The following is a 23,338-nucleotide window of genomic DNA, read 5'->3' as shown; positions in this document are numbered from 1 at the left end:
ACATTGACATGAAACCTGAGGCCTGTCTATTGGCTTTAAAAAGTCCAAGTGGTCTAAAAAATGCCTGATCTCTTCCTCTCCCTGCGCGACAGGCGCCCTCCGCCAAGGCCGGTGCGATGTTGAGCATCGTCATCGCCGTCAACAGCTACGTCATGGGACCGGCTCTGCTGGCTCTGCCGCTGACGGGAGGCGCGCTGATCTGGGCGGCTGGATATGATTTCAAGGCATTGTGGGTTTGGCTTTCCGTGGCGTTGAGCATCCTTCTGATTGCAGCCTATGTTTTCGGCGCGCGTCTCGAACACCGACTTTATGAGATCGCCATGTCAACGGAACGCGCAGGTGAACCAGCCCTTCCCCTCCGGTACGATCGTGTTCTTAAAAAAGCAGCCCCCGTCGGCGTCGCCGCTCTGCTCATGTCCCTGGCCACGCTAAGTCTTATGGTCTTCAAACCCTATTAAGGAGCTTTCCCATGGCAACATCCGGTGGCGTCGACCGCAATCACGACCAGAGTCTCGGACCGAAGCTTGCATTTTTCGCGCTTCATGCCGGGTCGGTGGGCGTTTGCATATGGTTGGCCTTTGGCGGCTTTGACTGGGCTGATCCCCTCAGGGCCAAAGTGCTTGCAGGGTGTGCCCTCCTCTATTTTCTGCGGCACGTTCTGACGCTGTTTGTCCTGCTCAAACGCCGTGTGGAAATGTCCGAGGTTTTAGGGCTGAGCCTCTTTATGGCTGTGTTTGAAATCGGCTTTCTCCTGCTTGGAGCGGGCGCGCTTTCTGGCGCCGCAACGCCGTTTCGCTGGCTGGACTGGGTCGGCATAGCCATGGTCATCATCGGCTCGTTCCTGAACAGCGGATCCGAAATTCAGCGCTGGCACTGGAAAAAGAAACCCACGTCCAAAGGCAAGTGCTACACCGAAGGTCTGTTCGCGTATTCCATGCACATCAACTACTTCGGCGACAGCGTGCTGTTTTGCGGATGGGCGATCCTCGCGGCATCCCTCTTCGCATGGCCGGTTCCGATCTTTATCATCGCAAGTTTTGTCTGGTTTCACATTCCTGCGCTGGATGCCTATCTGGCAAAGCGCTACGGCAAAGACTTCGAAACATACGCCGCAAAAACCGCGAAATTCGTCCCGTTCCTCTATTGAATGCCGCCGCAACAGTCACGCAGACTGCCCAAAGCATTTGTCGCTTCGGGCTCTGAACTGCCGTTCGCGGCGGCAAGATTGGCGGTCACGGTGAGTGAGCTGCGCTCATAATGCCTGCTGACCAGATGGAAGAGACGCTGGCCACCAGCCTGGGCAAACGGGAGATACCCAGTTCATCCAGATTAACGAAGTCGCGTCTGGCGATGAAGTCGGCGAGCCGCCCTTGTTTGCCATTGCGCGCTTCTGTCTCGCGCTGAACGCCCCGTTGCGGATCAGGGCCCGGGCAAGTGCGATCGTCAAATGCGACTTTCCTGTTCCCGTTCCGCCGACCAGAACCAGGTTATGCTCCTGGGAGAGGAAATCGCCCGTGGCGAGCTGGCGGGTCAATCAGCGCCGTATCGTGAACTGACCGCCGAGCACCGTGGCCGTCTGCCCACATGAAAGGGTTTGCATCAAGCCTAAAGCCCCAGCGCGCCGGGCGAGCGCGCTGGGTCTGGTCTCACATCGAATCAGAAAGGGTAGTGCTGGTTCGGGTCCTCGATCGTGATCCACCGCAGATCGGTGAACTCGGCAATCGCCGCCTTGCCGCCGAAACGGCCGTATCCGGAATCGTTCACCCCGCCGAAGGGCATCTGCGGCTCGTCACTAACGGTCGGGCCATTGATGTGGCAGATACCGCTCTTGATCTGCTTCGCCGCAGACAGCGCGCGCTGGATGTTCTGGCTGAAGACCGCTGCGGATAGGCCGTATTCGGTGTCGTTGGCTATGCGGATCGCCTCGGCGTCGCCCTTGACGCGGATGATCGACTTGACCGGGCCAAAGCTTTCCTCGCCGTAGATGCGCATGTCGGCGGTCACACTGTCCAGCAAGGTTGCTGCATGGATCGCACCATCGCGCTGACCGCCCGCCACGACCGTCGCGCCCTTCGACGTTGCATCCGCGATCAGGGCGTCCATCTTTTCGCCGACCTCGGGATTCACAAGCGAACCCAGCACGACCTGCCCGCGCGGATCACCGTAGGGCAGTTTCGACGCCCGGTCGGCCAGCTTCTGCACGAAGGCATCGGCGATCTCTTCATCGATGATGATCCGTTCGGTCGACATGCAGATCTGGCCCTGGTTCATGAAGGCGCCAAAGATCGCGGCATTCACCGCGCCGTCGATATCGGCGTCGGACAGAACCACCAACGGGGCCTTGCCGCCCAGTTCAAGCAGCGACGGTTTCAGGTTTTCACCGGCAAGCCGCCCGATAATTCGGCCCACGGCGGAGGAGCCGGTGAAGTTCACGTGCTTGACCTCAGGCGCTTCGATCAGCGCCTTGACCACGTCGGCGGCGTCCTTGGGCGCGTTCGAAATGTAGTTGACGACCCCCTCCGGGAAGCCCGCCTCGACAAAGCAATCGACGATCATGCGATGCGTCTTGGGGCAGGCTTCAGAGCCTTTCAGGATCACCGTGTTGCCGCACGCCAGCGGCATGGCCAGCGCGCGGGCGCCAAGGATCACGGGCGCGTTCCAGGGCGCTATACCAAGGCAAGCGCCCTTTGGCGTGGCGATCCCCATGGCCAGCGTGCCGGGTTTGTTCGAGGGGATGACCTCGCCGCCGATCTGTGTGGTCATGGCGGCCGCCTCGCGGATCCCGCCGGCCGCAAGCATGACGTTGAAGCCCGCCCAGGGGCCGGTCGCGCCGGTTTCCGCGATCATGGCGGCGATGAACGCATCGGACTTGGCCTCCATGATGTCAGCCGCCTTGTTGAGCAGAGCGCGACGCTCGCCCGGGCCGGTGGCGGCCCATGCGGGAAAGGCCGCGCCTGCCGCCTTTGCCACGATCGCGGCATCGGCCGCCTTGGCTGCCGCCGCAGTGGTCGCGACCGCACCGGTTACCGGGTCTATACGGTCAAAAGTGCCCTTGTCCGAGGCTTCTGCGTCTGAGTTGTTCACAACGAATGCAACTGTCATCTTGGTCTCCTCCTTGATTGGCCTGGCTGTCCGGGGCGTCGCTTTTCCGACGCACCATTTTGTTCAGTGCTGCGTCTCGCGCATCCGGACCAAGGCAGCCAGCAACCGGTTCATCGGCACATTGATGCCCTGCCTCTATTTCCAGATTACGCAGGAATGTAATCCGTTCTGTCAATCCAACGAGGTTGTCGGCTCGTCGACCTTATGGAGCGCAACGCAACCGGTGAATCCGCGTTCGATGGATTGCAGGGTCGACGGACAGCAAACCATCCAGATCTTCAAGCTTTTCGGGAGAAAGGCCAGTACTCAAGGCAGTCTCGGCGCGTCGGCGTGCGATTGCGCGCGTTGCCAGTCCGATGCGCTCAATCATGTTCGCCGCCGGCAATAATGCCCGGCGTTCCCGAAAAGACGATAGGCTTCAGAAAAATGCGTTTGACCGCATGAAACGCCTAAGAAAGAGCCAATGGTCTATATTCCTGCACGCAATCCTTACATTGGGGACAACTGAAGGAAACACATCCACAACACCAAATGGCCGAAGACGTCGCGCCAAAGACGAGGCACAGAGGAGTTTATTATTCGTTCTGTCTTGGCGCAGGATATTGAACTGCTCTTGTTCCGGCCCCCGCTTGATAACCCGACGCCACCGGCGACAGAACGCCGCGGGATACGATCACCGGAGGAGCCGGAAAACCGCGCTCGATCTCGGTCTGATGTGCACCAGGCGACGATCGCCGTGTTCCGTCGGGACGGGATCAGCTCCGGCCAACCGTTGACATGATCAATGCAGCGAGATCGCCCACGGCATCCTCTTTGCTGATCCGCCTGCGGGCCATCGCGTCCGCCAGGGCGTCGGCCGCGCCGAGAATGGCGATTGCGCTGCGCTGAAGTGCAGGTCCGGACAGGTTGGAGAATGGTTTCAGGACATTTGCATAATGGGCGATATGCTCATCCAGCATGTCCCGCTCATAGGTCTCCATTTCAGGATCGCCCTTCAGCGCCCCACCAATCACGTGAAATTCGGGGCCGACCTCCTCATGGCAGTCCATATAGGCCTCAGCCAGCAGCCGAGCGACCTCGGCAAGCGCCGGCGGCGCGTTGTCCAGCGCCTCCTGCGTTGCGCGCACCTGCTGTTCGTTGATCTCCCGGTAAAGCGCAATCAATAGCCCCGCGCGCGTGCCGAAGTGGTTGTAGGTGATCGGCTTGCTGACGCCCGCCCGCTCGGCAAGGCTCCCAAGCGAAAGCGCGTCCGTGCCGCTTTCGCGCACCATTTCCCGCGCCGTCTCCAGCAGTTGCGCGCGCCGCTGCGCTTTCGGCATTTTTTTCGGCATATCACGCCCGTGAGGTTGAAAGGTTCAGGTTTTCGATTATATTACCATTAGTAACTTACCTTTGGTATATTACTTAATGTAACACATGGCCGCGACGATGGCCATCCCGTCCGGCACGGCCAAACGTCAGCGGCGCAGATGCCGGGGCACATCGAAATACCCTTGCACGACACATAGGAGATCCCATGCTACCCGACCCCATTCTTCTCGTTGGCGGCGCCGGCTTTGTCGGCCGCCAGACCGCGCAGCATCTGCGCAAGCACTTCCCGGACGTCCCGCTGCTGATCGGCGGACGCAACCTTGCCCGGGCCGAGGAAGCGGCGGCCGAAATCGGCAATGCCCGCGGCGTCGCCGTCGACCTGGCGAAACCGGATCTCGGACTGGGCGACCAGCCGGTTTCCGCGCTGGCGCTGTTCTTCAAGGAGGATAACCTCGGCAGCCTGCGCTTCGCGCAATCGCGGCGGATCCCCTATCTCAGCATTTCGTCCGGCATTCACGAGGTTGCGCCGGAAGTCGCGGCCTATATGCTGAATGCATCCGCCGCGCCGGTGGTGCTCGGCGCCGAATGGCTCGTGGGCGCCACGACGATCCCGGCTCTGGAAGCGGCAAAAGCCTTCGCCACGATCGACGATGTGCGCATCAGCGCCATTATCGACGAGAACGACATCGGCGGCCCGGCAACATATGCCGATATGGAACGCCTGACCAAGATGATGCCCGCCGCCCTGTCGATTGAAAACGGCGCTCAGGTCTGGCGCAGCGGGGAAGATGTGCAGACCGAGGTGACCGCGGTTGACGGCACGGCAATGCCCGGCGAGCTGCTTTCGCCCAATGACGTTCTCATCCTCGCCGAGGCGACACGGGCCCCGAATGTCACGTTCCGTCTGGGCATCGGGGAGTCGTCCTCACGGCGGCGCGGCGAACCGCTGTCCACGGAAATCATCGTCGAACTGACCGGAAAATCCCGCGACGGCGCACCGCTGAAGACCAGTCAGGCCGTGGTGCATCCAGGAGGCCAGATGCCGCTCACCGGCATGGGCGTCGCCATGCTCCTCGAACGGCTGACCGGACTGACCGGCGAACCGGTTTCCGCCGGGCTTTATTTTCCCTCGCAGCTTCTGAACGCGCAAGACTATATGACGCGTCTGAAGGCAACGGGCGGCGAGGTGCGCAATCGCGACGGCAATCGCTGATCTATAGACCGCGTCCTGTTGTCGGAACCGTTCGGGGCGGGGATGCCGGATGGCGCCCTCGCCCTGAAAAACCTGGAAGGCTCACGTCTCGCTTTCCGGAACCGTTTTCTTCTTACTCCGCAAGGAGCCCGGGGATTGACCGAACCAGCGCAGCGCCGCGTGGTTGAAGGCCGAAAGTTCGCCGTAACCGAGCCGAAAGGCGATTTCCGAAAGGGAAATCCTGCGATCGCCGAGAAGCCGGCGCGCGGTTTCGGCGCGCACCGCATCGACTTCCCGCCTGAAGGACGTTCCCTCGTCTGAAAGCCGTCTCTGCAGGGTGCGCACGGACATGCCCAGACGAGCGGCCACACTGCTCTCCGATGCAATCGAGCCGGCCATATGCTCACCGAGATGGTGACGCACACGGCCAGCGACACTGTCCAGAGCCGGAACATCATCCAGCCCCCTTTCAGCGGCGTCTTCCAGCGCCTTCCAGACGGGAAGCGAGGTGTCTTTACGGACATCCCTGAGGCGCGCGCGATCGAAGGACACGGCGGCGGCGGGCTGTTCGAAGAGCAGGCGAGAACCGAACACCCGATGAAGCGGCTCAAGATGGGCAGGCGCGGCAAAATCGAAATGCGCCGAGACCGGTCGTACGGCCGCCCCGAAAACATGTTCGGGAATGAGCGCCACATTGGCGAGGGCCCAGATCGTTCCGAATTGCGCGGCGCGTCTGAACCTCGGCCCGACCCTGGCATGGCTGTGCGTCATCGTCAGGCGATAGGGCGTGGTCGTGAGTTCAAAGGCGGAGCGCTGGTTCAAGAGGCGGTTGAACCGGGCCATCTGGTAGAAAACGGCCTGCGGCGTCTCGCTTTGCAGGATCAGTTCGCCGAGAATGCCGAGCCGGGTGAGGTCCGTCCTGACAGCAAGGACCGCGCCAACCTCGGGCCCGCCCCAGCGATCGGTCAGAAGCGTGCCGAGTTCAAGAACAGCCTCTTCCCCCATGTGAGAACCGGCGGAATGCCCCTTCTTCAACACAGCCGACGCCTTTCGAAATCCAGCGGCCTCAAGCTTCGATATAAGGTCATGCTGGCGGGCAAGGTCGATCAGCAGATCGAACAGATCGATGGATGTCTTGGCCTCGAATGTGCGCATGGCGGCAGCCTTCAGCGGGACGAGGGTGCCAGATTATGCACAGTGGCGGAAAATATCAAAGAATTGGCGGAAAATATCAAAAAATGCCGTCCGACCTGCGCGATAGCGGAGCTCGTTCAAACCGATAAGGAGGCATGACCATGTCAGATCTCAACAAAACGTCTTCAGGGCCCGTCGGCATTCGTCATCTTTTCGAAGACCAGACCTATCACTTCCAGGCCTTGCGCGTGCTGAGCGACGCCGGCGCGGGCGCCGCCGATATCGCCGAAGTGCTGCAGGCCATATCGACCGTTCCCGCAGGCGACGCCGATGCATGGTATGACGCGTTTTCGCGGATTGCGCGCGTCAACGAGACGCTGGCAAACGATTGCAGCGACTGCGCGAGCCGCGGCCTTGCCCGTTTCCGCGCGCACACCTACTGGAGAACCTCGGAGTTTTTTCTCCCCGGCGACGATGCGCGGCGCGCCATTGCCTGGAAAGCCCAGATCGAAAGTTTCGATCACGGGCTTGCCGACCATTCCATCGCCTATCAGCGCTATGAGACGCATTATGAAAATGGTGCGCTCAAAAGCATTTTTTTCCCGGTCGAAGGCGGCGAACATCGCCCCTTGATCGTGATCGTCGGCGGTTTCGACGGCACGCTGGAAGAGCTTTATTTCATGATGGGCAAGGCCGCCAATGAACGGGGTTACAGCACGCTTCTTTATGAAGGTCCCGGACAGGCCGGTCCGGTGCGCGAGCAGCAGATGTATTTCACCCACGAATGGGAAAAGCCGACCGGCGCGATCCTCGACGACATTCTGGCGAAGCATCCGGAGTTCGACCGGGTCATCCTGACGGGCATCAGCCTTGGCGGCTATCTCGCGCCACGGGCGGCGGCATTCGACGACCGGATCGACGGCGTGATTGCCTTCGACGTGATGTATGATTTCGGCGCCGTCGTCGAGAAATTCCGGCCGATGATCCACCATCCGGTCTATTCGAAACTGCCGGGTGTGGCCTGGGCACTGGAAAACGGGCAATGGGTGTTCGGCAAGGAAAGCCCGGAGGCTTTCATCGACGCCACCCATCCCTTCACGCTTGAAGGTGTCGCGCAGCAGATCAAGGGCGATGTCCTGATCCTCGCCGGTGCCATCGACCACTTCGTTCCCGTCTCGCAGGTTGACGATTTCGAAAAGAGCCTCGTCAACGCCCGGTCAGTCGAAAGCGTCGTCTTCAGCGAGGAATCGGGCGGCGGAGAGCATTGCCAGGTGGGTGCCGCCGCGCTCTGGCAGGCCGCCGCTTTCGACTGGATCTCGCGGCGCTTCGGGTAAGGGTCGAGGCCAGGAGAGACGATACGTATCGTGACAAGCCCGGACGCTTCGCTGTCCCGGGCTTGTCTCATGTCGTCATCGCCGCGCACTGTCTTTCACGAGCAGGACGGACAGGTGGAAGCCCTGGCTGTGCATGTCGAAAAAGCCGTTGGTGAAGTCGAAGAAGTAGAACATGTCCGGCATCGCTTCCGAGGATGTCCAGAACAACGCGCCGTCGCCGAAGTCGGTGGCGGCGATATTGGGAAAGGCGACAGAGTCGATCTTCGGACCCTCGCAGGTGTCGAGGATAAGGGTTTCCAGTTCCTGCCCGGTGGGAACGCGCCAGCCGCCGCCTTTTGTCCCTGCGTAATCAATCGCCTCGTTCAGCCCGAGATCGCGCGCCGCGCCGGAACAGGTCTGTGCGCCGGCGTCCCATTCCATGCCGATCGCGCATCTTTTCCAGGTCAGCCCATGTTCCCGGCTCGTCGCCTCGTCGCCCTGCAGGACGAAGCCGGCGCCATCCGGCGTGATGCAGGCTGCGTGCGCGCTGACGGGAAGAAGGAAGGACAAAAAGAGGGTCGACAGGATACTGGATCGCATGCGGTTTTCCATGATTTGATTTTGGACGGCGCGATGAATGCGGTCCAGCTCCGGTAGGCCCGGTTTGTGGCAAAACGCGGCTCGGAGGCCGCGATTTTCTCAAAGATCGTCCGTTTCCGCAGAGCGCAGATGCGCCGCCTCAGCGCAGCAGCGGCAGGCGGCCGCAGATCCGGTCCACGGCCTTGCGCGATCCGGCGATCAGGAGAGCCTGCGGGGCGTGTCCGGCCAGCGGTCCGGCGGCGATCCGGGCCGTATAGTCGTCATAATCGCGCGCCTCGAACGCAGCCCGCATATAGGCCAGCCGTATCGGCAGATCGGCCGCCCTGTCGAAGAGAACCGGCAGGTCCTCCGCCGGAGCGCCGAGAACCGGCAAGGCGACGGTTGTGATTCCGGCAAGAAAAACCTCGTCCCCTGTGGGCGTGTCCGCGCCGACGAGGTCGGGACGCAGTTTCCCGAGGCTCATGGCCATAACGGCCGAGAAATTTGCCTTGAGGCCGGTCGGCAGCGCTTCATCCAGAATGATCACGGGTTTGAGTGACATGGCGGTCTCCTTTCGCGCCACGCCATGTCATCCCGAATGCTGTCCGGTCTTGGATAAAATTGACTTTCAGTGTCGGATGAGCGCGCCGGGCGTCACGCCGTAATGGCGGCGGAATTGGCGGATCAGGTGCGCCTGGTCGCAAAACCCCGCAGCAATCGCCGCGTCAACCGCGGGCGCGCCGTCGAGCAGCAGGCGGCGGGCATGGCTAAGGCGGGCCCGCAACACATGGCCGTGTGGCGTCAGACCGGTGGCGTGGACGGTGCTGCGGATCAGATAGGACGGGTTCAGGCCGATGGCGGCCGCCATGTCGGTGAGGTTCAGCGGCTTACCGGCGGCGACGCCCTCCGCAATCAAGCCAAGCAGCGTGCGGATTGCGGCGGGCTCGTTTCCCGCCCGGCGCAGGTCCGCACGACCGTAATGCGCGAAGGCTTCGGCCAGAACCGCATGGACCGCCTCCTCCGCCGCCAGGCGAGGATCGGCCGTTGGGGCACTGTTGAGGCATGCGGCGAGCCGGGCCAAAGCCTGCGACAGCCGGAACCCGCGATCGCGCGGCGCGACCTCGGCAAAGCCGCGAAGGCTGCGCACGCCCAGAACCGCGCGCACCGCCGTCTCGGACGCGTAGAGCATGTTGTAGCGCACGCATTCTGCGGCGGCGTGGCCCGTATGCGGCTCTTCCGGGTTCATCAGCGAGAGCGAACCGGCGGGCAGCACCATGCTTTCGCCGCGACAGAGATAGCCGCCGGCACCCTCGGCAATCGCGCCGATCGCAAAGCCCTCATGCGCATGCCGGGTAAAGGTCTGCGTGCTGAAGGCGGCCTCGAAAAAATCGATGCCGTGAAGCCATTCAAGGTGATGATAACGGTTGCGTTGCATGGGCAATCTATAGCGTCGGAACGGCCGGCGCGGGAGGGGACCGTTTGAAAAAGAGGAGGGAATTCCGTGCGCGACGACGGGCAAGCGGCCGGAACGCGCATTTTCCGGGTTTGCGGGCCGGGTCACTGACGGCGCCATGGGGTCGATTGCCGGCGCTTTTCAGCTCTTGAAGGCGTTGATCAATTCGCCAACCAGCGGGTTCGGGAAACGGCGATGAAGGGTGATCGCAAAGAATTCCTCGCGCAGGTCCTCCAGCCTGCCCAGTTCGATGAGACGACCGGAGGCCAGCTCGTCCCTCACGACAATTGGCGGAATGACGGCAAGCCCGGCATTGGCGCGCGCCAGCAGGCGGATCATGGCCATGTCGTCGGCCTCGGCGGCAATCCTTGTGGCAATGCCGCGTTGTTCCACCATCGCATCGAAGGAGGCCCGAAGCGCCGATTCCGGCGCCGGCAGAATCAGGGGTTGCGAGGACAGGATTTCGGGAAGGGGTCGGCCCAGAAGCGCGCTTGCGCCCGGCGGCGCAATCACGCTGACCGTCTGCGCCGACAGGGCGTGCGCCAGATAGGGGCTGGATGCATCACGCGCCGGCACGAGGTTGGTGAGCACGACATCGATCGACAGCGCCTCGAGCGCGCGCAACAGCTCCGGCTGGGCGCCCGAGCGCAGCACCACCTCGACATCGGAACGGCCGATCAGAGGCTCGATGAAGCCGATCTGGAAGTTTCGGGAAAGCGTTGCCAGCGCACCGACGCGCAAGGCCCGGCGCGCCCTACCCGTATTCCTCAGCGTGGCGGTCAGGTCTTCGGCCGCCCGGAAGATCGCTTCGGCATGGTCCAGCGCGATCCGGCCTGCCTCGGTCAGCACCAGCCCCCGGCCGCGCCGTTCGAAAAGATCATGGCCGAGAGCCGCTTCCAACGTTCTGATCTGGGACGACAGGGCCGATTGCGAAAGGTTCAGGGCCCTTGCCGCCCCGGTCAACGTGCCATCCCGGGCGACAGCCCGGAACAGTTTCAGGTGGTGGAGGTTCAACGCCTTTCACTTTCATAAAACAGAACGGTTTTGAAGAATATATGTAATTTTTTCAATGAAAGCGAGGCGCTATATCGGCGACATGTTCAATCGCCCCTGAGGTTTCGATGTCGCTTCTTGTTCCCTTGCCCCTGCTGGCGCCAATCGTGTTGCTGGCTGTCGCCGCCGTCTCGATCGCCCGTCCCGGCCGCCGCCCGGGACGGTATCCCATGATTGCCGAGGCAAGCGCGCTCGCCGCTTTTGGTTTCGCCCTGGCCGGTCTGGCGCAGCTTTTTGTCTTCGGTCCCTCCACGGCGCGCCTTTTCGAAGGTCCGTTCATGCTTGCCGTCCGGCTCGATCCCGTCAGCGTGACGATGACGCTCCTGGTGGCGTTCATCGGCTGGGTTGTAATGCGCTATTCCCGCCGCTACCTCGATGGCGAAGCGCGGGAGGGCCGGTTTCACGGGCTGATGCTGGCCGCCCTGGCGGCGGTCCAGCTCCTCGTCCAGTCCGCAAGCCTGACGCTGCTTTTCCTCGGTTTCGTCGCTATCGGCATCTGCCTGAAAAAGCTGCTGCTGTTTTATCCGGAGCGTCCCGCCGCCAGGCGGGCTGCCGCAAAATTCACGCTCGTCTGGCACGCCGGCGATGTGGCGCTTTTCTGCGCCGCCGCCCTGTTTTTTTCCAGCACGGGGACGGTCGAACTCGGCGCACTGTTTCAGGCCATCGGACCGCACTTGTCATTCGCCGAGCATCTGGCCGTCGGCTGCCTCGTGCTGGCGGCGGCGCTGAAGGCGGCAACCTTCCCGCTGCACGGCTGGCTGACCGAGGTCATGGAGGCGCCGACGCCGGTTTCCGCCCTGCTTCATGCCGGCATCATCAATGCCGGCGGCTTCTTGCTGATCCGCACGGCCGATCTCGTGCAGGCGAGCCCCGGCGCCATGGGCATGATTGTTGCCCTCGGTGGACTGACCGCGCTTTTCGGCGCAGTGGTGATGCTGACGCAGAGCGCGGTCAAGACGGCGCTCGCCTGGTCGACGATCTCGCAGATGGGCTTCATGCTGCTGCAATGCAGTCTCGGCCTGTGGCCGCTGGCGCTTCTGCATATTGTCGCCCACTCGCTCTACAAGGCGCATGCCTTCCTGTCGTCGGGCGGGGCCGTCGCTGCGGTCGCGAACCTCCGTCGGCCGGGTCCGATCGCCATTCCGAGCGTTGCAAACGTCCTGCGCTCCTTCGCCATCGCGCTGGTCCTCTACGGCCTCGTGTCCGTCGCCTTCTCGCTGGCGGCGGGTCCGAAAACGCCGCAGGCGCTCGCCATCGGCGCGATGCTGATCTTCGGCGTTGCCTATCTGGTGGCCCAGGGGCTGGCCGACGCCGCGCCCGCCGACCTCACATGGCGGACATCGCTTTCGGCGCTCTTCGTCGCGCTGGCCTATTTCACCTTCCAGCAGGTTGCGAAGCTGATGTGGGGGGCAAGCCTGCCTCATGCGCCGGTCGCGGGCCCGCTTGAATGGGCGTTGATCACGCTGGCGGTCGTGTCCTTTGGCCTTGTCGCCTTTGCCCAGGCGGTGTTCCCGCTCTGGGCGCACCACCCGTCCATGGCAGGGCTCAGGGTCCATATCGCGAACGGCCTTTATCTGAACGCGCTGCTTGACCGCTTTATCGGCGGCTATCGGCTTGCAAAATCCAGACAGTGAGAGGAATTCCAATGTTTATCGATCAAGGCTATCTCGCCCCGCTGGAGGCGACGGACATTCTCGATGCCGGCATGCGGGCGATCCGGGCCGTGCCGCCGGCGTTCCCGCTGGAAGCGACCGTTGCGGTCAACCCGCTCCTCGGCCAGGCCGGCCAGGAATTCGCATTGGCATCCACACGTCTTTCGCGCTGCGCAGGCGTGAGCCTCACCCAGACGAGGCGCGTGTACCAGGCCTCCATCGTCTCGGGCCGCATCCGCGATGAAGACCTCGTCGCGGCGCTTCAGGCGAACCCGGCCGCAGACAAACCCGCCAACCTCGCGCATCTGAAGGAAATGGCGATGCGGGAGCGGCCATTGCCGAGGCCCGTGCCGACGATTGCCGATCTGGCCGCCGAGCTTTCCGGCATCGACTGGCCGGCGATCATCGAAAAGACGATCGGACTGTGGGCCGCCGGCTATTTCGATCGCGGGCAGGCGCTCTGGTCGCCTGCGCCTAACCAGCGGGCATTCGCTGCCTGGCGGACCTGGGCGAGCCGGGATCTGACGCCGGAAATTGCCGGACTGTCAGGCTTCTGCGCGCATGTGTCCGCAGCGCCCGATACGCCGGAACAGTCGATCCTCAAGGCGTGCGGCCGGCTGGCGATCAGCCCGCAGGCGGCGGAGTTTCTCTTCCACCGGCTGATCACGGACCTCGGCGGCTGGGCGCAGCATGCGCGCTGGCTGCTGTGGCGCGCCGAACAGGAGGGTACATCCGACGAGACGCTGGGGGACCTGCTGGCCATCCGGCTGATCTGGGAAGACGCGCTGCTGGGCCGGTATCCGGAGCTGACGGAGCGGTGGCGGGCGACGCTTGCGCTTTATGCCGCGCCGCTTGCGCCCACGCGTGAACAGGCGGTTGACGAGATCCTGCAGGACGCTTCGGAGAGGGCTTATCTTCGGTCCCTTGCCAACAATCTTGCCGCTGCAAAGCCGCAGGCCCGGAACCGCCCGGTCCTGCAGGCCGCGTTCTGCATCGACGTGCGCTCGGAAATCTTCCGGCGAGCGCTGGAAAACCAGAGCCCGGATATCGAAACGCTGGGCTTCGCGGGCTTTTTCGGTCTGTCGGTAGCCCACCGGGACCATGGTTCGGACATCGTGGAAAACCATCTGCCGGTGTTGCTGAAACCCGCCCTGCAGTCGACCGGCCGTGGCACAGCCGAGAGCGAAAACAAGACCCGCATCAAGGCGCGGACGATCCGGGCCCTCGGTCGGTTCCGGCAGGCGGCGGTCTCCTCCTTTGCCTATGTGGAGGCGGCCGGACTGTTCTATGCCGGCAAGCTGATGAAGGATACGCTTGGTCTTGGCGGCAGGGGGCCTGCTTGCTGCCACTCCGCGCCGAAACTGGACCCTGAACTCACTGCGGAGGCGAAGGCCGCCACGGCCGCCGCAGTCTTGAAGGCGATGAGCCTGACGCGCGGGCACGCCCAAACGGTTCTGCTGGTCGGCCATGGCGCCAACGTCACGAACAATCCGCACAGGAGCGCCTATCACTGCGGCGCCTGCGGCGGCTATTCGGGCGAAGTCTCGGCAAGGCTGCTGGCCGGCCTGCTGAACGATGACGAGACCCGCGCCGGCCTGCCAGGACATGGCATCGACCTGCCGGAGGATACCCATTTTGTTGCCGCCTTGCATGATACGACGACGGACGAGATCACGGTGTTCGACGGAGATTGTCCGTCGGCAAAGGACGAGATGGGATCTGTTCGGACATGGCTGCAGCGCGCGTGCGCGCAGGCGCGCGCCGAAAGGGCCATCCGCCTGCCGGGCGCCAGCGCCAAGTCGATTTCGGCAAGGGCCGCCGACTGGTCGGAGATCAGGCCCGAATGGGGCCTTGCCGGATGTGCCGCCTTCATCGCCGCGCCGCGCCATGTGACGGCCGGGGCCAACCTTGACGGACGGGCCTTTCTGCACAGCTATGACTGGCGGGCGGACGAGGACTTCAGGACGCTGGAGCTGATCCTGACCGCGCCTGTCGTCGTCGCGAGCTGGATCAGCCTGCAATATTATGGCTCGAGCGTTGCGCCGGAGGTTTTCGGCGGCGGCAACAAGCTCATCCATAACGTGGTCGGCGGCATCGGCGTTGTTGAGGGCAATGGCGGCCGCCTGCGGCCCGGTCTTCCGTGGCAGACCCTCCACAATGGCGAAAGCCTGGAACACACGCCGCTGAGGCTGTCGGTGCTGATCGAGGCTCCAGAGCGGGAGATCAGCCGCATCCTCGAGGCGCACCCTGAAGTCAAGGCGCTGTTCGACAATCGCTGGCTGCATCTGTTAGCCTTGAAGGACGGGCGGATCACAACGCGATATTACCCGGGTGGCGCGTGGGAGGAAGAACGGACCACTGAACGGGCGGCGTAACCCCGCCGCCCGGATCATGCCCGGCAGGCCCGCAACAGGGGTTCGATCCTGTTGCGGCTGTTCTTCGCGCCTTCGACTGCCGAAAGATTTTTTGGCGGCGGACACGGAACAAAATGAAAGAGTCTGGCGTTGTTCGTCTGTCGTCCAAGACAGACGCGCGTGTCCGGTCCGGCTCGACCCGGTCCGGACGTCATTAAGCCGCTGCTTCCTGCAAGATCAATGATAGCGTGCGCCGGCGAGGTGAAAAGGCCGGTGCCAGCCGGCGAGAGGGAGACATCATGAGAGATATGCCAGGACGTCCATCCCGGCGCGGGTTCCTCAAGGGGAGCGCCGCGGGGGTGGCGATTGCTTCGCTTGCCGGTGCGGTGAAGGCACAAGCGCCCGAAAAGGAAGCCCCGCCGCCGCTCGATCAGTATGAGCGGGTCTATTTCAACGAAGCCGAATGGGCGTTCGTGATGGCTGCCTGCGATCGCCTCATTCCCTCCGGCGGCAATGGCCCGGGAGCGATCGACTGTCGGGTGCCGGTCTTCATCGACCGGCAGCTCGCAGGCAATTTCGGCAAGGCCGCCACCTGGTACATGCAGGGGCCGTTTGATCCCGCCGCCAATCCCACGCTCGGTTTCCAGAGCCCGCTGACGCCGGCGGAAATCTACCGCCAGGCGATTCCCGTCTTTCAGGACTGGTGCAGCCAGACGCATGGCGACCGTTTCGAAAATCTCGAAGCGGCAAAGCAGGATGCCGCGCTGACATCGCTGCAGAAGGGGGAGGTGGGGCTCGCCCCCGAGCTGCGCGATTTCTTCCAGTTCCTGCTCGCCAACACCAAGGAGGGCTATTTCGCCGATCCGTCCTATGGCGGCAATCACGATATGCAGGCCTGGGTCTATGTCGGCTTTCCCGGCGCGCGCGGCGCCTTCACCTCCTGGCCGGGCCGCGAGAACGCGCGATATCCGCTCGGCCCCGTGGCGATCAACGGAGACAGGGCGTAGATCATGGCAACGAGAACAGATCCCAAAAAAGACGTCGTCATCATCGGGCTCGGCTGGACCGGGGCGATCATGGGCATGGAGCTCGCGAATGAGGGGCTCGAAATCCTCGCGCTCGAACGCGGCGACGACCGCAGCACGGTGCCCGATTTCCAGTATCCCAACATTTTCGACGAACTGAAATACGCCGTCCGCTACGACCTGATGCAAAAGCCGGTGAACTCCACGCTGACCGTGCGCCACAACACGGCTGAGACGGCGCTTCCCTACCGTCATCTCGGCTCGTTCCTGCCGGGCGACGGCGTCGGCGGGGCCGGCGTTCACTGGAACGGCCAGAACTGGCGGCCGCAGGCGGTCGAATACCGGCTGCGCTCCTATGTCGAGGAGACCTTCGGCGCCGATATCATTCCGGAAAACATGCAGCTTCAGGACTGGGGCGTGACGGCGGAGGAGCTGGAGCCGCACATGACCAAGTTCGAAAGCGTCGCCGGCATTGCCGGCAAGGCGGGCAATATCAATGGCGAGATCCAGGAGGGCGGCAACCCGTTCGAGGCGCCGCGCTCGGCCGAGTATCCGATGCCGCCCTTGAAGAACACCTGGGATTCGGAGCTGTTCGCGGAGGCCGCCCGCAAGATGGGCTACCATCCGTTCCCGCGTCCCGCGGCCAATGCCTCGATCCAGTATACCAATGATTACGGCATGCAGCTTGGGCCGTGCAATTACTGCGGCTACTGCGAGCGTTTCGGCTGCAACAATTATTCCAAGTCATCGCCGCAGGTCTGCATTCTCGATGCGCTGAAACGCAAGCCGAATTTCAGCTACATGACCCGCTCGGAGGTGCTGAAGATCGAAAAGGCCGCCGATGGCAAGACCGCCACGGGCGTCACCTATTTCGACGAGAAGACCGGCGAGGAAGTGTTCCAGCCGGCCGATCTCGTGCTGGTCTGCGCCTATTCGCTGCACAATGTCCATCTTCTGCTGCTCTCCGAGATCGGCGAGCCCTACAATCCCGATACCGGCGAGGGCGTGGTCGGACGGAACTATTCCTATCAGATGACCGGCGGCACAAGCCTCTGGTTCAGGGACAAGGTTTTCAATCCGTTCGTGGGCACCGGGGCCGGCGGCATGTCGATCGACGATTTCTCGATGTCGCAGATCGATTTCGGCAAGGAAGGCTTCATCGGCGGCAGCTACATCACCGCCGGTCATACCGGCGGTCGTCCGATCCAGCAGATGGCGCTGCCGCCGGGCACGCCGGCCTGGGGCGCGGGCTGGAAGGAGGCCGTCGGTGAATGGTACGGCCATAGTCTCTCGATCGGCTCGCATGGCTCGAACATGGCCTATCGCGACACCTGTCTCGACCTCGACCCGACCTACAAGGACCGCCACGGCCGTCCTCTGATGCGCATGACCTTCGACTGGAAGGACAACGACATCAGGATGACCCAGTTCATGAAGGCCAGGATCGAGGAGATCGCCGAGACTTTGAACCCGGATGCCATGGCCTCGGGCTACAAGGGCGATGGCGCGCAATATGACGTGCGCCCCTACCAGTCGACCCACAATGTTGGCGGCGCGATCATGGGCACCGACCCGAAGACCTCGGCGATCAACCGCTATCTCCAGAGCTGGGACTGTCACAATGTCTGGGTCATGGGCGCTTCTGCCTTCCCGCAGAACATCCAGTATAACCCTACCGGCGCGGTCGGCGGCCTCGCCTACTGGGCGCTGGAGGCATTGCGCAAGGACTACCTGCCCAACCCCCGGCCATTGATGTGAGGAGTGCGGTTCATGAAAACCTTTTTTCGCATCATCCTTGCGCTGATCGTTATCGGCGTCGTGGCGCTCGCCGCGATCATCTTTGTGCCGCCGTCCCTCACCAAGCCGGATGCCAAACTGGCGGCCGACTCGGAGCCGGCGCCCGGCGAGGGCCAGTACGTCACCCAGATGGCCGACTGTCAGGCCTGTCACACGGCAGAGGGCGGCGAACCCTTTGCCGGCGGTCGACCGATCGAAAGCCCGATGGGCACGATCTGGTCGAGCAACATCACCCCCGATGAGGAAACCGGCATCGGCGGCTGGACCTACGACCAGTTCCATGCCGCGCTCGTCGACGGCATCGCGCCCGGCGGCGTGCACCTCTATCCGGCCATGCCCTACGAGAACTACCGGCATATGAAGGAGGAGGATATCCGGGCGATCTGGAGCTACATCCACAACGATGTCGCGGCGGTCGACAATCCGGTTAAGGAGACCGCGCTCGACTTCCCGTTCAACCAGCGCTGGGGCATTCGTCTGTGGAACTGGGCGGCGCTCGGCAAGCCCGGCTTCCGGTCGGATGACGCGGCTCGCGAAAGCGACCAGCTTGAGCGCGGGGCCTATCTGGTGCAGGCGCTTGGTCACTGCGCGGCCTGCCACAGCCCGCGCAACATGATCATGGCGCAGGACGGCACCAATGCCGACAACCCCGCCTTCCTGACGGGCGGCGAGATCGACGGCTGGACCGCGCCCGACCTGCGCACAGCGGAATCCGCGCTGCAGACCTGGACCGACGCGGACCTGAAGGGCTATCTCACCACCGGCCGCAATGCCCATTCGGCCGTGGTCGGCGAGATGCAGCTCGTGGTCGGCGAATCCCTTCAATACATGAAGGATGAGGATGCCGATGCGATGGTCGGCTATCTCCGCGCGATCTCGGATGTCACGCCCGACCCGCAGCCCGTGCCAGATGAGCGGACGACGGACCGGCTCGATGCCGCCGACGATCCGACGACGGCGAAGCTGAAATCGGCCGAAAACCTTTCGGACGGCGAGCTGCTCTATCTCAACAACTGCAATGCCTGTCACATGCCGGACGGCCGCGGCGCGCCCGGCGTGTTCCCGGCGCTGAAGGGCAATTCGCTGGTGACGGCGTCGACGACCAAGGGTCTGACCGAGGTCATTCTCCACGGCGCCGCGCTGCCCTCGACTGCCGGGCGACCGGAACGGCTGGAAATGCCGGCCTTCGGTGACCGGCTGTCGGATGCCGATATCGCGACGCTGGCAACCTTCCTGCGCAGCGCCTGGGGCAACTCCGCTCCGGCCGTGACCGAGGACGACGTCAAGGCCGTGCGCCAGTAAGACCAAGTGCCCGCCGCTTTGATGAAGCGGCGGCTTCCCTTGCCCGTCTGCCGATGCGTCTGCGCACGGATAGTTGCTGCTGTGGGGGAGATAGCGATTATGGCTGGACGAGCACTTTCACGAGATGATCCCGCGCGTCCACCAGCTTCGAAAAACGCCGGGGCAGATCGGTCATCGCGATCACTTCCGATGCAATCGCATCGGTCGGAATGTCGCCTGCGCGTATCGCGGCCATCACGCGCTCGAAATCGGATTTCAGCGCGTTGCGCGAGCCGATGATGCGGGCTTCGCGCTTGTGGAATTCTGAATCCGAGAAGGTGATGTCGTCCTTCACCACGCTGACCAGCACGGTGCTGCCGCCATGGGCAAGCAGCGGAAAGCCTGCCTCGATCGCCCTGGCATTTCCGGTCGCGTCGAAAACCACGTCGAACCCTTCGGAAAGCGCGCCCGACAGAATGTCATCGTTGGGCTGGTGTCGTTTTTCGAAGCCGAATAGGTCGTGCGCGAGATCAAGCCGGGTCCGGCTCAGGTCCATCAGGTGAACATCGGCGCCGGCCAGCCGGGCAAACAGCGCCGTGCCGATGCCGATCGGGCCGGCCCCGGTCACGAGCACGACGTCCCCCTCCCCCGTACCGGAGCGGGCTACCGCATGCGCGCCGATGGCCAGAAACTCCACCATGGCAGCCTGTTGCGGCGTCAGGCCATCGGCCGGATAGACATTTTCGTCCGGCACGGCGATGCGTGCGCACATGCCGCCGTCGCGGTGGACGCCGAGCACCGAAACCGCGCTGCAGCAGTTCGGTTTGCCGCGCCGGCAGGCCCGGCACGCGCCGCAGGAAACATAGGGGTTGATGACGACCAGCTTGCCGGCATCCGGGCCGCTGGCGATATGGCCGGACAGTTCATGACCGATGACGCGCGGATACTCCAGAAACGGGTGCTTGCCCTCGAAAATGTGGTAATCCGTCCCGCAGATTCCGATCGTCGCGATGTCGACGAGAACCCAGTCCTCCGGCGCTTCCAGGGGGCGCGGCCTGCGCTCGAGCGCCATCCGGCCGGGTTCGACGCAGACGATGCTCTCCATCATACCCGTTTTCGCATCCATTAGTCTGTCGGCTCCAGGTTTTTGGCGGACCAGTCGGCCGGCAGTTCGCCCTTGATGATCAGGCTGAGCACGTCATCCTTGGTCACTTCGTTGATGGGATGCGCGCCGACAACCCGGCCCTTGTTCATCACCACCACGCGGTCGCACAGGTCGAACACGTCATGCATATCGTGGCTGACGAGAAAGATGCCGATGCCCTCATCGCGCAACTTCAGGATAAGGTCGGCCACCATTGCGGTTTCGGAAGGCCCGAGCGCTGCCGTCGGCTCGTCCATGATCAGTATCTTGGTATCGAAATAGATGGCACGCGCGATCGCGATCACCTGCCGCTGCCCGCCGGAGAGGCTCGAGACCGGATCGCGCAGATTTTTGAAATTCGGGTTCAGCCGGGCGAGCACCTCCCGCGCCTCGCGCAGCATGCGGGCGTCATCCAGATTGCCGAACCGGGTCTTCAGTTCGCGGCCGAGAAACAGGTTCGCAGGGGCGTCGAGATGGTCCGACAGCGCAAGCGTCTGATAGATGGTCTCGATGCCGGCGGCGCGGGCGTCGTTCGGCTCGGTAAAATGCACCGTCTCGCCATCCACCCGGATTTCCCCCTCGTTCGGGACCATCGCGCCGGCGAGAATTTTCATCAGGCAGGACTTGCCGGCGCCGTTGTGGCCGAGCAGACCGACCACCTCGCCGGGATAGAGATCGATCGACACATGGTCCACCGCGCGCACGCCGCCAAAGTGTTTTTCGATGCCGATCATGTCGACAAGCGGTGTTCGGGACATGGCTTGACCTTTCACTGAGACGGGAAAAGATGCCGGAGGCCTTATGCCAGCCTCCGGCAAAAGGCTCAGTAGAGCACGTTCTGGGCTTCGTCGGAGTCGATATTGTCCTTGTCGACCATGACGACGCCGGTATTGATGAAGTCTTCGACCTTTTGGCCGTTGAGCAGGTCGATGACCGTGTTCACGCCCTTTTCGCCCATGGCGAAGGAACCCTGCACCGCAATGGCCTCCAGCACGCCGTCACGCACGAACTCCTGCAGGTCGGCATTGCCATCGAAGCCGAGCGCCACGAGATCGCCGGCCTTGCCGGCCTGGACGATGGCCCGACCCATGCCGACAGCCGTCGGCTCGTTGGCGCCGAAAATGCCGACGAGATCGGGATTGGCGGCCAGAATGTCGGTGGTCTGGTTCAGCGCCTTGGCCATCTGGCTTTCAGAATAATAGGGACCGACAATCTCGATCTCGGAATTTTCGCCGATATAGTCCTGAAAGCAGCCGACGCGGCCGATTTCCGAGCCGACGCCCGCGACATAGGACATGACGGCAACCTTGCCCGTCGTCCCGGCCTCCTCGATCATCCGCTTTGCGACCTGCTCGCCGGCCGCGCAATTGTCGGTCGAAAGAAAGGCCTGGTAGCTGTCCTTGTACTGGTCGGCCAAAGCGCTATCGATGATGACGACCGGAATGCCGCTCTGATAGGCACGCGTGACCACAGGGCCCAGCGCTTCCGGGTCGGACGGCGCCAGCACGATGCCGGCGACGCCGCGATTGATGGCATTTTCAACCAGGTTCACCTCGGCGGCGATGTCGCTTTCGGCCGCCGGCCCGTCGAAGCTCATCGTGTGCCCCGACTGGTTCTCCATTGCCGCCTGGGCGCCCTTGTTGACGTTCTGCCAGAAGTTGGAATTCGTGGTTTTCACGATGACGGCGATTTCGCCGGCATGCGCCATTCCCGCGGTCAGTGCGAACGCGGATGCCGCGATAAGATATTTCAGGCTTTTCATCTCATTCCTCCTCTTTTGAGATGCAGAAAAACTTTTTTGGCTTAGCCGCTCCTGCGGCTGCGCACGTGGTCGATCCAGACCGCGCTTATGACGACGAAGCCGATCACGATCTGCTGGATGAAGGCGGAGACGCCCGCCATGTTGAGCCCGTTGCGCAGGATGCCGATGATGAAGGCGCCGATCATGGTGCCGGAGATCGTGCCGACGCCGCCGGACAGCGATGCGCCGCCAATGACGGCGGCGGCGATCGCGTCGAGCTCGTACATCACGCCTTCGCTGGGCTGGGCGGTGACGAGCCGCGACATCAACACATTGCCGGCGACCCCGGCCAAAGCGCCGGACATGGTATAGGCGAAAAGCTTGGTGTGGTTCGTCCTCACGCCCGAAAGCCGCGCGGCCTCCTCGTTAGACCCGGTTGCATAGATGTGGCGGCCGATCTGTCGGCGGTTCAGCAGGTATGCGGCTGCGATCGCCATCGCAAACATGAGGATCGCCGGATAGGGAATGCCGGGAAAGATCACTTTGGGAAAGCCGTTCGGCTGCATCTCGACGATGCGGAACAGCGCGCCGTTGCCGAGCACTCCGAAAGCCTCGCCGAGCTGGGAGATGGGGCGCGCGCCCGTCAGCTGGAGCGCCAGCCCCCGCGCGATCAGCATCATCCCAAGCGTTGCGACGAAGGGCGGGATGCGCAGTCTGGTGATGACGAACCCGTTGAAGGCGCCGCAGAGTGCGCCGGCCGTCACGCCCACCAGCATGGCCGGGGCGACCGGCAATCCCGCCTTGACGGACATGGCGGTGATGACCCCGGAAAGGGCAAGAACGGAGCCAACGGAGAGATCGATGCCGCCGGTGATGATAACCATCGTCATACCGATTCCGAGAAGACCGATAACCGATGTCTGCAGCAATACGGTCAGGCCGTTATTGACCGAAAAGAAGGCCTGGTTGGCGAGGCCGAACCCGATGATCAGCAATACGAGCGTCATAAGCGCAGAAAGCCGGTGAAACTGGGCCTGCCCGAAGGACACGCCGCCCCAGCCGCGCCGCTGCATCGGCCTGCTCGCATCGAACATGAGGTCTCCTCCCTCGTTCTGTACGTAATTATTTAGTACCGAATAACCGTGCGTTTGATGCGCGTCAATTGTTTTTTATAATTTAGTACGATGGTATTCTGAACCGTCGGCGC

Annotated in this window: 20 protein-coding genes and 1 pseudogene; 9 read left to right on the top strand and 12 right to left on the bottom strand. The window is 63.0% G+C overall.

The genetic code is table 11. The annotated features are described in order from the left end of the window. The first annotated feature begins 116 nt into the window (after positions 1-116). Both JS578_13880 and JS578_13875 read left to right on the top strand, forming a co-directional pair. Positions 117-458 carry a DUF2269 family protein gene (locus JS578_13880; GenBank protein ID QRX65326.1) on the top strand — a complete coding sequence of 114 codons (342 nt, stop codon included), beginning with the start codon at positions 117-119 and terminating at the stop codon, positions 456-458. Between the two features lie 11 nt (positions 459-469). Then, the gene (locus tag JS578_13875; GenBank protein QRX65325.1) at positions 470-1,147 is read left to right on the top strand and encodes a DUF1295 domain-containing protein; all 678 of its coding nucleotides are present in this window, start codon (positions 470-472) and stop codon (positions 1,145-1,147) included. Positions 1,148-1,218: 71 nt separating this feature from the next. Here JS578_13875 and JS578_13870 read toward each other — a convergent pair. The 3 genes and pseudogenes from JS578_13870 to JS578_13860 form a co-directional block, all read right to left on the bottom strand. Further along, a pseudogene (locus tag JS578_13870) lies at positions 1,219-1,534 on the bottom strand (ATP-binding protein). 122 nt (positions 1,535-1,656) lie between these two features. Beyond that, the gene (locus tag JS578_13865) at positions 1,657-3,102 is read right to left on the bottom strand and encodes an aldehyde dehydrogenase (protein ID QRX65324.1); all 1,446 of its coding nucleotides are present in this window, start codon (positions 3,100-3,102) and stop codon (positions 1,657-1,659) included. Positions 3,103-3,857: 755 nt separating this feature from the next. After that, positions 3,858-4,433: a TetR/AcrR family transcriptional regulator gene (locus JS578_13860; protein ID QRX65323.1), complete on the bottom strand. Its 576-nt coding sequence runs from the start codon at positions 4,431-4,433 to the stop codon at positions 3,858-3,860. 185 nt (positions 4,434-4,618) lie between these two features. Here JS578_13860 and JS578_13855 point away from each other — a divergent pair, with 185 nt between their 5' ends. Further along, a complete protein-coding gene (locus tag JS578_13855) occupies positions 4,619-5,626 on the top strand; it encodes a hypothetical protein (protein QRX65322.1) in 1,008 nt (335 codons plus the stop codon). Positions 5,627-5,707: 81 nt separating this feature from the next. On the opposite strand, the gene JS578_13850 is transcribed toward JS578_13855, so the two are convergent. Further along, complete coding sequence (locus JS578_13850; protein ID QRX65321.1) at positions 5,708-6,760, bottom strand: helix-turn-helix domain-containing protein; 1,053 nt, start codon at positions 6,758-6,760, stop codon at positions 5,708-5,710. A 140-nt stretch (positions 6,761-6,900) separates the two neighbouring features. Between JS578_13850 and JS578_13845 the strand changes: the two genes are divergently transcribed. Beyond that, entirely contained in the window at positions 6,901-8,073 is a 1,173-nt protein-coding gene (locus tag JS578_13845) for a hypothetical protein (protein QRX65381.1), read from the top strand. 75 nt (positions 8,074-8,148) lie between these two features. Here JS578_13845 and JS578_13840 read toward each other — a convergent pair whose 3' ends face one another. The 4 genes from JS578_13840 to JS578_13825 all read right to left on the bottom strand — a co-directional run bounded on the left by JS578_13840 (position 8,149) and on the right by JS578_13825 (position 11,098). Next, a complete protein-coding gene (locus JS578_13840; GenBank protein QRX65380.1) occupies positions 8,149-8,652 on the bottom strand; it encodes a DUF1566 domain-containing protein in 504 nt (167 codons plus the stop codon). 139 nt (positions 8,653-8,791) lie between these two features. Then, positions 8,792-9,193, bottom strand: a complete 402-nt coding sequence (locus JS578_13835; GenBank protein ID QRX65320.1) for a DUF2000 domain-containing protein — start codon at positions 9,191-9,193, stop codon at positions 8,792-8,794. Between the two features lie 66 nt (positions 9,194-9,259). Beyond that, positions 9,260-10,066, bottom strand: coding sequence for an AraC family transcriptional regulator (locus JS578_13830; GenBank protein QRX65319.1), 807 nt, complete (start codon positions 10,064-10,066; stop codon positions 9,260-9,262). 159 nt (positions 10,067-10,225) lie between these two features. Next, the gene (locus JS578_13825; GenBank protein ID QRX65318.1) at positions 10,226-11,098 is read right to left on the bottom strand and encodes a LysR family transcriptional regulator; all 873 of its coding nucleotides are present in this window, start codon (positions 11,096-11,098) and stop codon (positions 10,226-10,228) included. Positions 11,099-11,205: 107 nt separating this feature from the next. Between JS578_13825 and JS578_13820 the strand changes: the two genes are divergently transcribed. The 5 genes from JS578_13820 to JS578_13800 all read left to right on the top strand — a co-directional run bounded on the left by JS578_13820 (position 11,206) and on the right by JS578_13800 (position 19,267). After that, the gene (locus JS578_13820) at positions 11,206-12,771 is read left to right on the top strand and encodes a hypothetical protein (protein ID QRX65317.1); all 1,566 of its coding nucleotides are present in this window, start codon (positions 11,206-11,208) and stop codon (positions 12,769-12,771) included. An 11-nt stretch (positions 12,772-12,782) separates the two neighbouring features. Next, positions 12,783-15,164: a DUF2309 domain-containing protein gene (locus JS578_13815; protein QRX65316.1), complete on the top strand. Its 2,382-nt coding sequence runs from the start codon at positions 12,783-12,785 to the stop codon at positions 15,162-15,164. Between the two features lie 278 nt (positions 15,165-15,442). Beyond that, positions 15,443-16,150, top strand: a complete 708-nt coding sequence (locus tag JS578_13810; protein ID QRX65315.1) for a gluconate 2-dehydrogenase subunit 3 family protein — start codon at positions 15,443-15,445, stop codon at positions 16,148-16,150. Positions 16,151-16,153: 3 nt separating this feature from the next. Beyond that, the gene (locus tag JS578_13805) at positions 16,154-17,926 is read left to right on the top strand and encodes a GMC family oxidoreductase (GenBank protein ID QRX65314.1); all 1,773 of its coding nucleotides are present in this window, start codon (positions 16,154-16,156) and stop codon (positions 17,924-17,926) included. 12 nt (positions 17,927-17,938) lie between these two features. Next, positions 17,939-19,267 (top strand): cytochrome c, encoded by a 1,329-nt coding sequence (locus JS578_13800; protein QRX65313.1) that lies wholly within the window; start codon positions 17,939-17,941, stop codon positions 19,265-19,267. Positions 19,268-19,364: 97 nt separating this feature from the next. Here the strand turns inward: JS578_13800 and JS578_13795 are convergent, their stop codons facing one another. The 4 genes from JS578_13795 to JS578_13780 form a co-directional block, all read right to left on the bottom strand. After that, complete coding sequence (locus JS578_13795; GenBank protein QRX65379.1) at positions 19,365-20,351, bottom strand: zinc-binding alcohol dehydrogenase family protein; 987 nt, start codon at positions 20,349-20,351, stop codon at positions 19,365-19,367. A 20-nt stretch (positions 20,352-20,371) separates the two neighbouring features. Then, positions 20,372-21,124 (bottom strand): sugar ABC transporter ATP-binding protein, encoded by a 753-nt coding sequence (locus tag JS578_13790; protein QRX65378.1) that lies wholly within the window; start codon positions 21,122-21,124, stop codon positions 20,372-20,374. Positions 21,125-21,213: 89 nt separating this feature from the next. Next, positions 21,214-22,152 carry an ABC transporter substrate-binding protein gene (locus tag JS578_13785; GenBank protein QRX65312.1) on the bottom strand — a complete coding sequence of 313 codons (939 nt, stop codon included), beginning with the start codon at positions 22,150-22,152 and terminating at the stop codon, positions 21,214-21,216. Positions 22,153-22,193: 41 nt separating this feature from the next. Next, a complete protein-coding gene (locus tag JS578_13780) occupies positions 22,194-23,204 on the bottom strand; it encodes an ABC transporter permease (protein ID QRX65377.1) in 1,011 nt (336 codons plus the stop codon). Positions 23,205-23,338 lie beyond the last annotated feature (134 nt).

This window comes from Dysgonomonadaceae bacterium zrk40, assembly GCA_016916535.1.
GTDB lineage: Bacteria > Bacteroidota > Bacteroidia > Bacteroidales > Dysgonomonadaceae > Proteiniphilum.
Note: the sequence above shows the minus strand (reverse complement) of the source record. Positions and strands in the feature narration are given on the sequence as shown.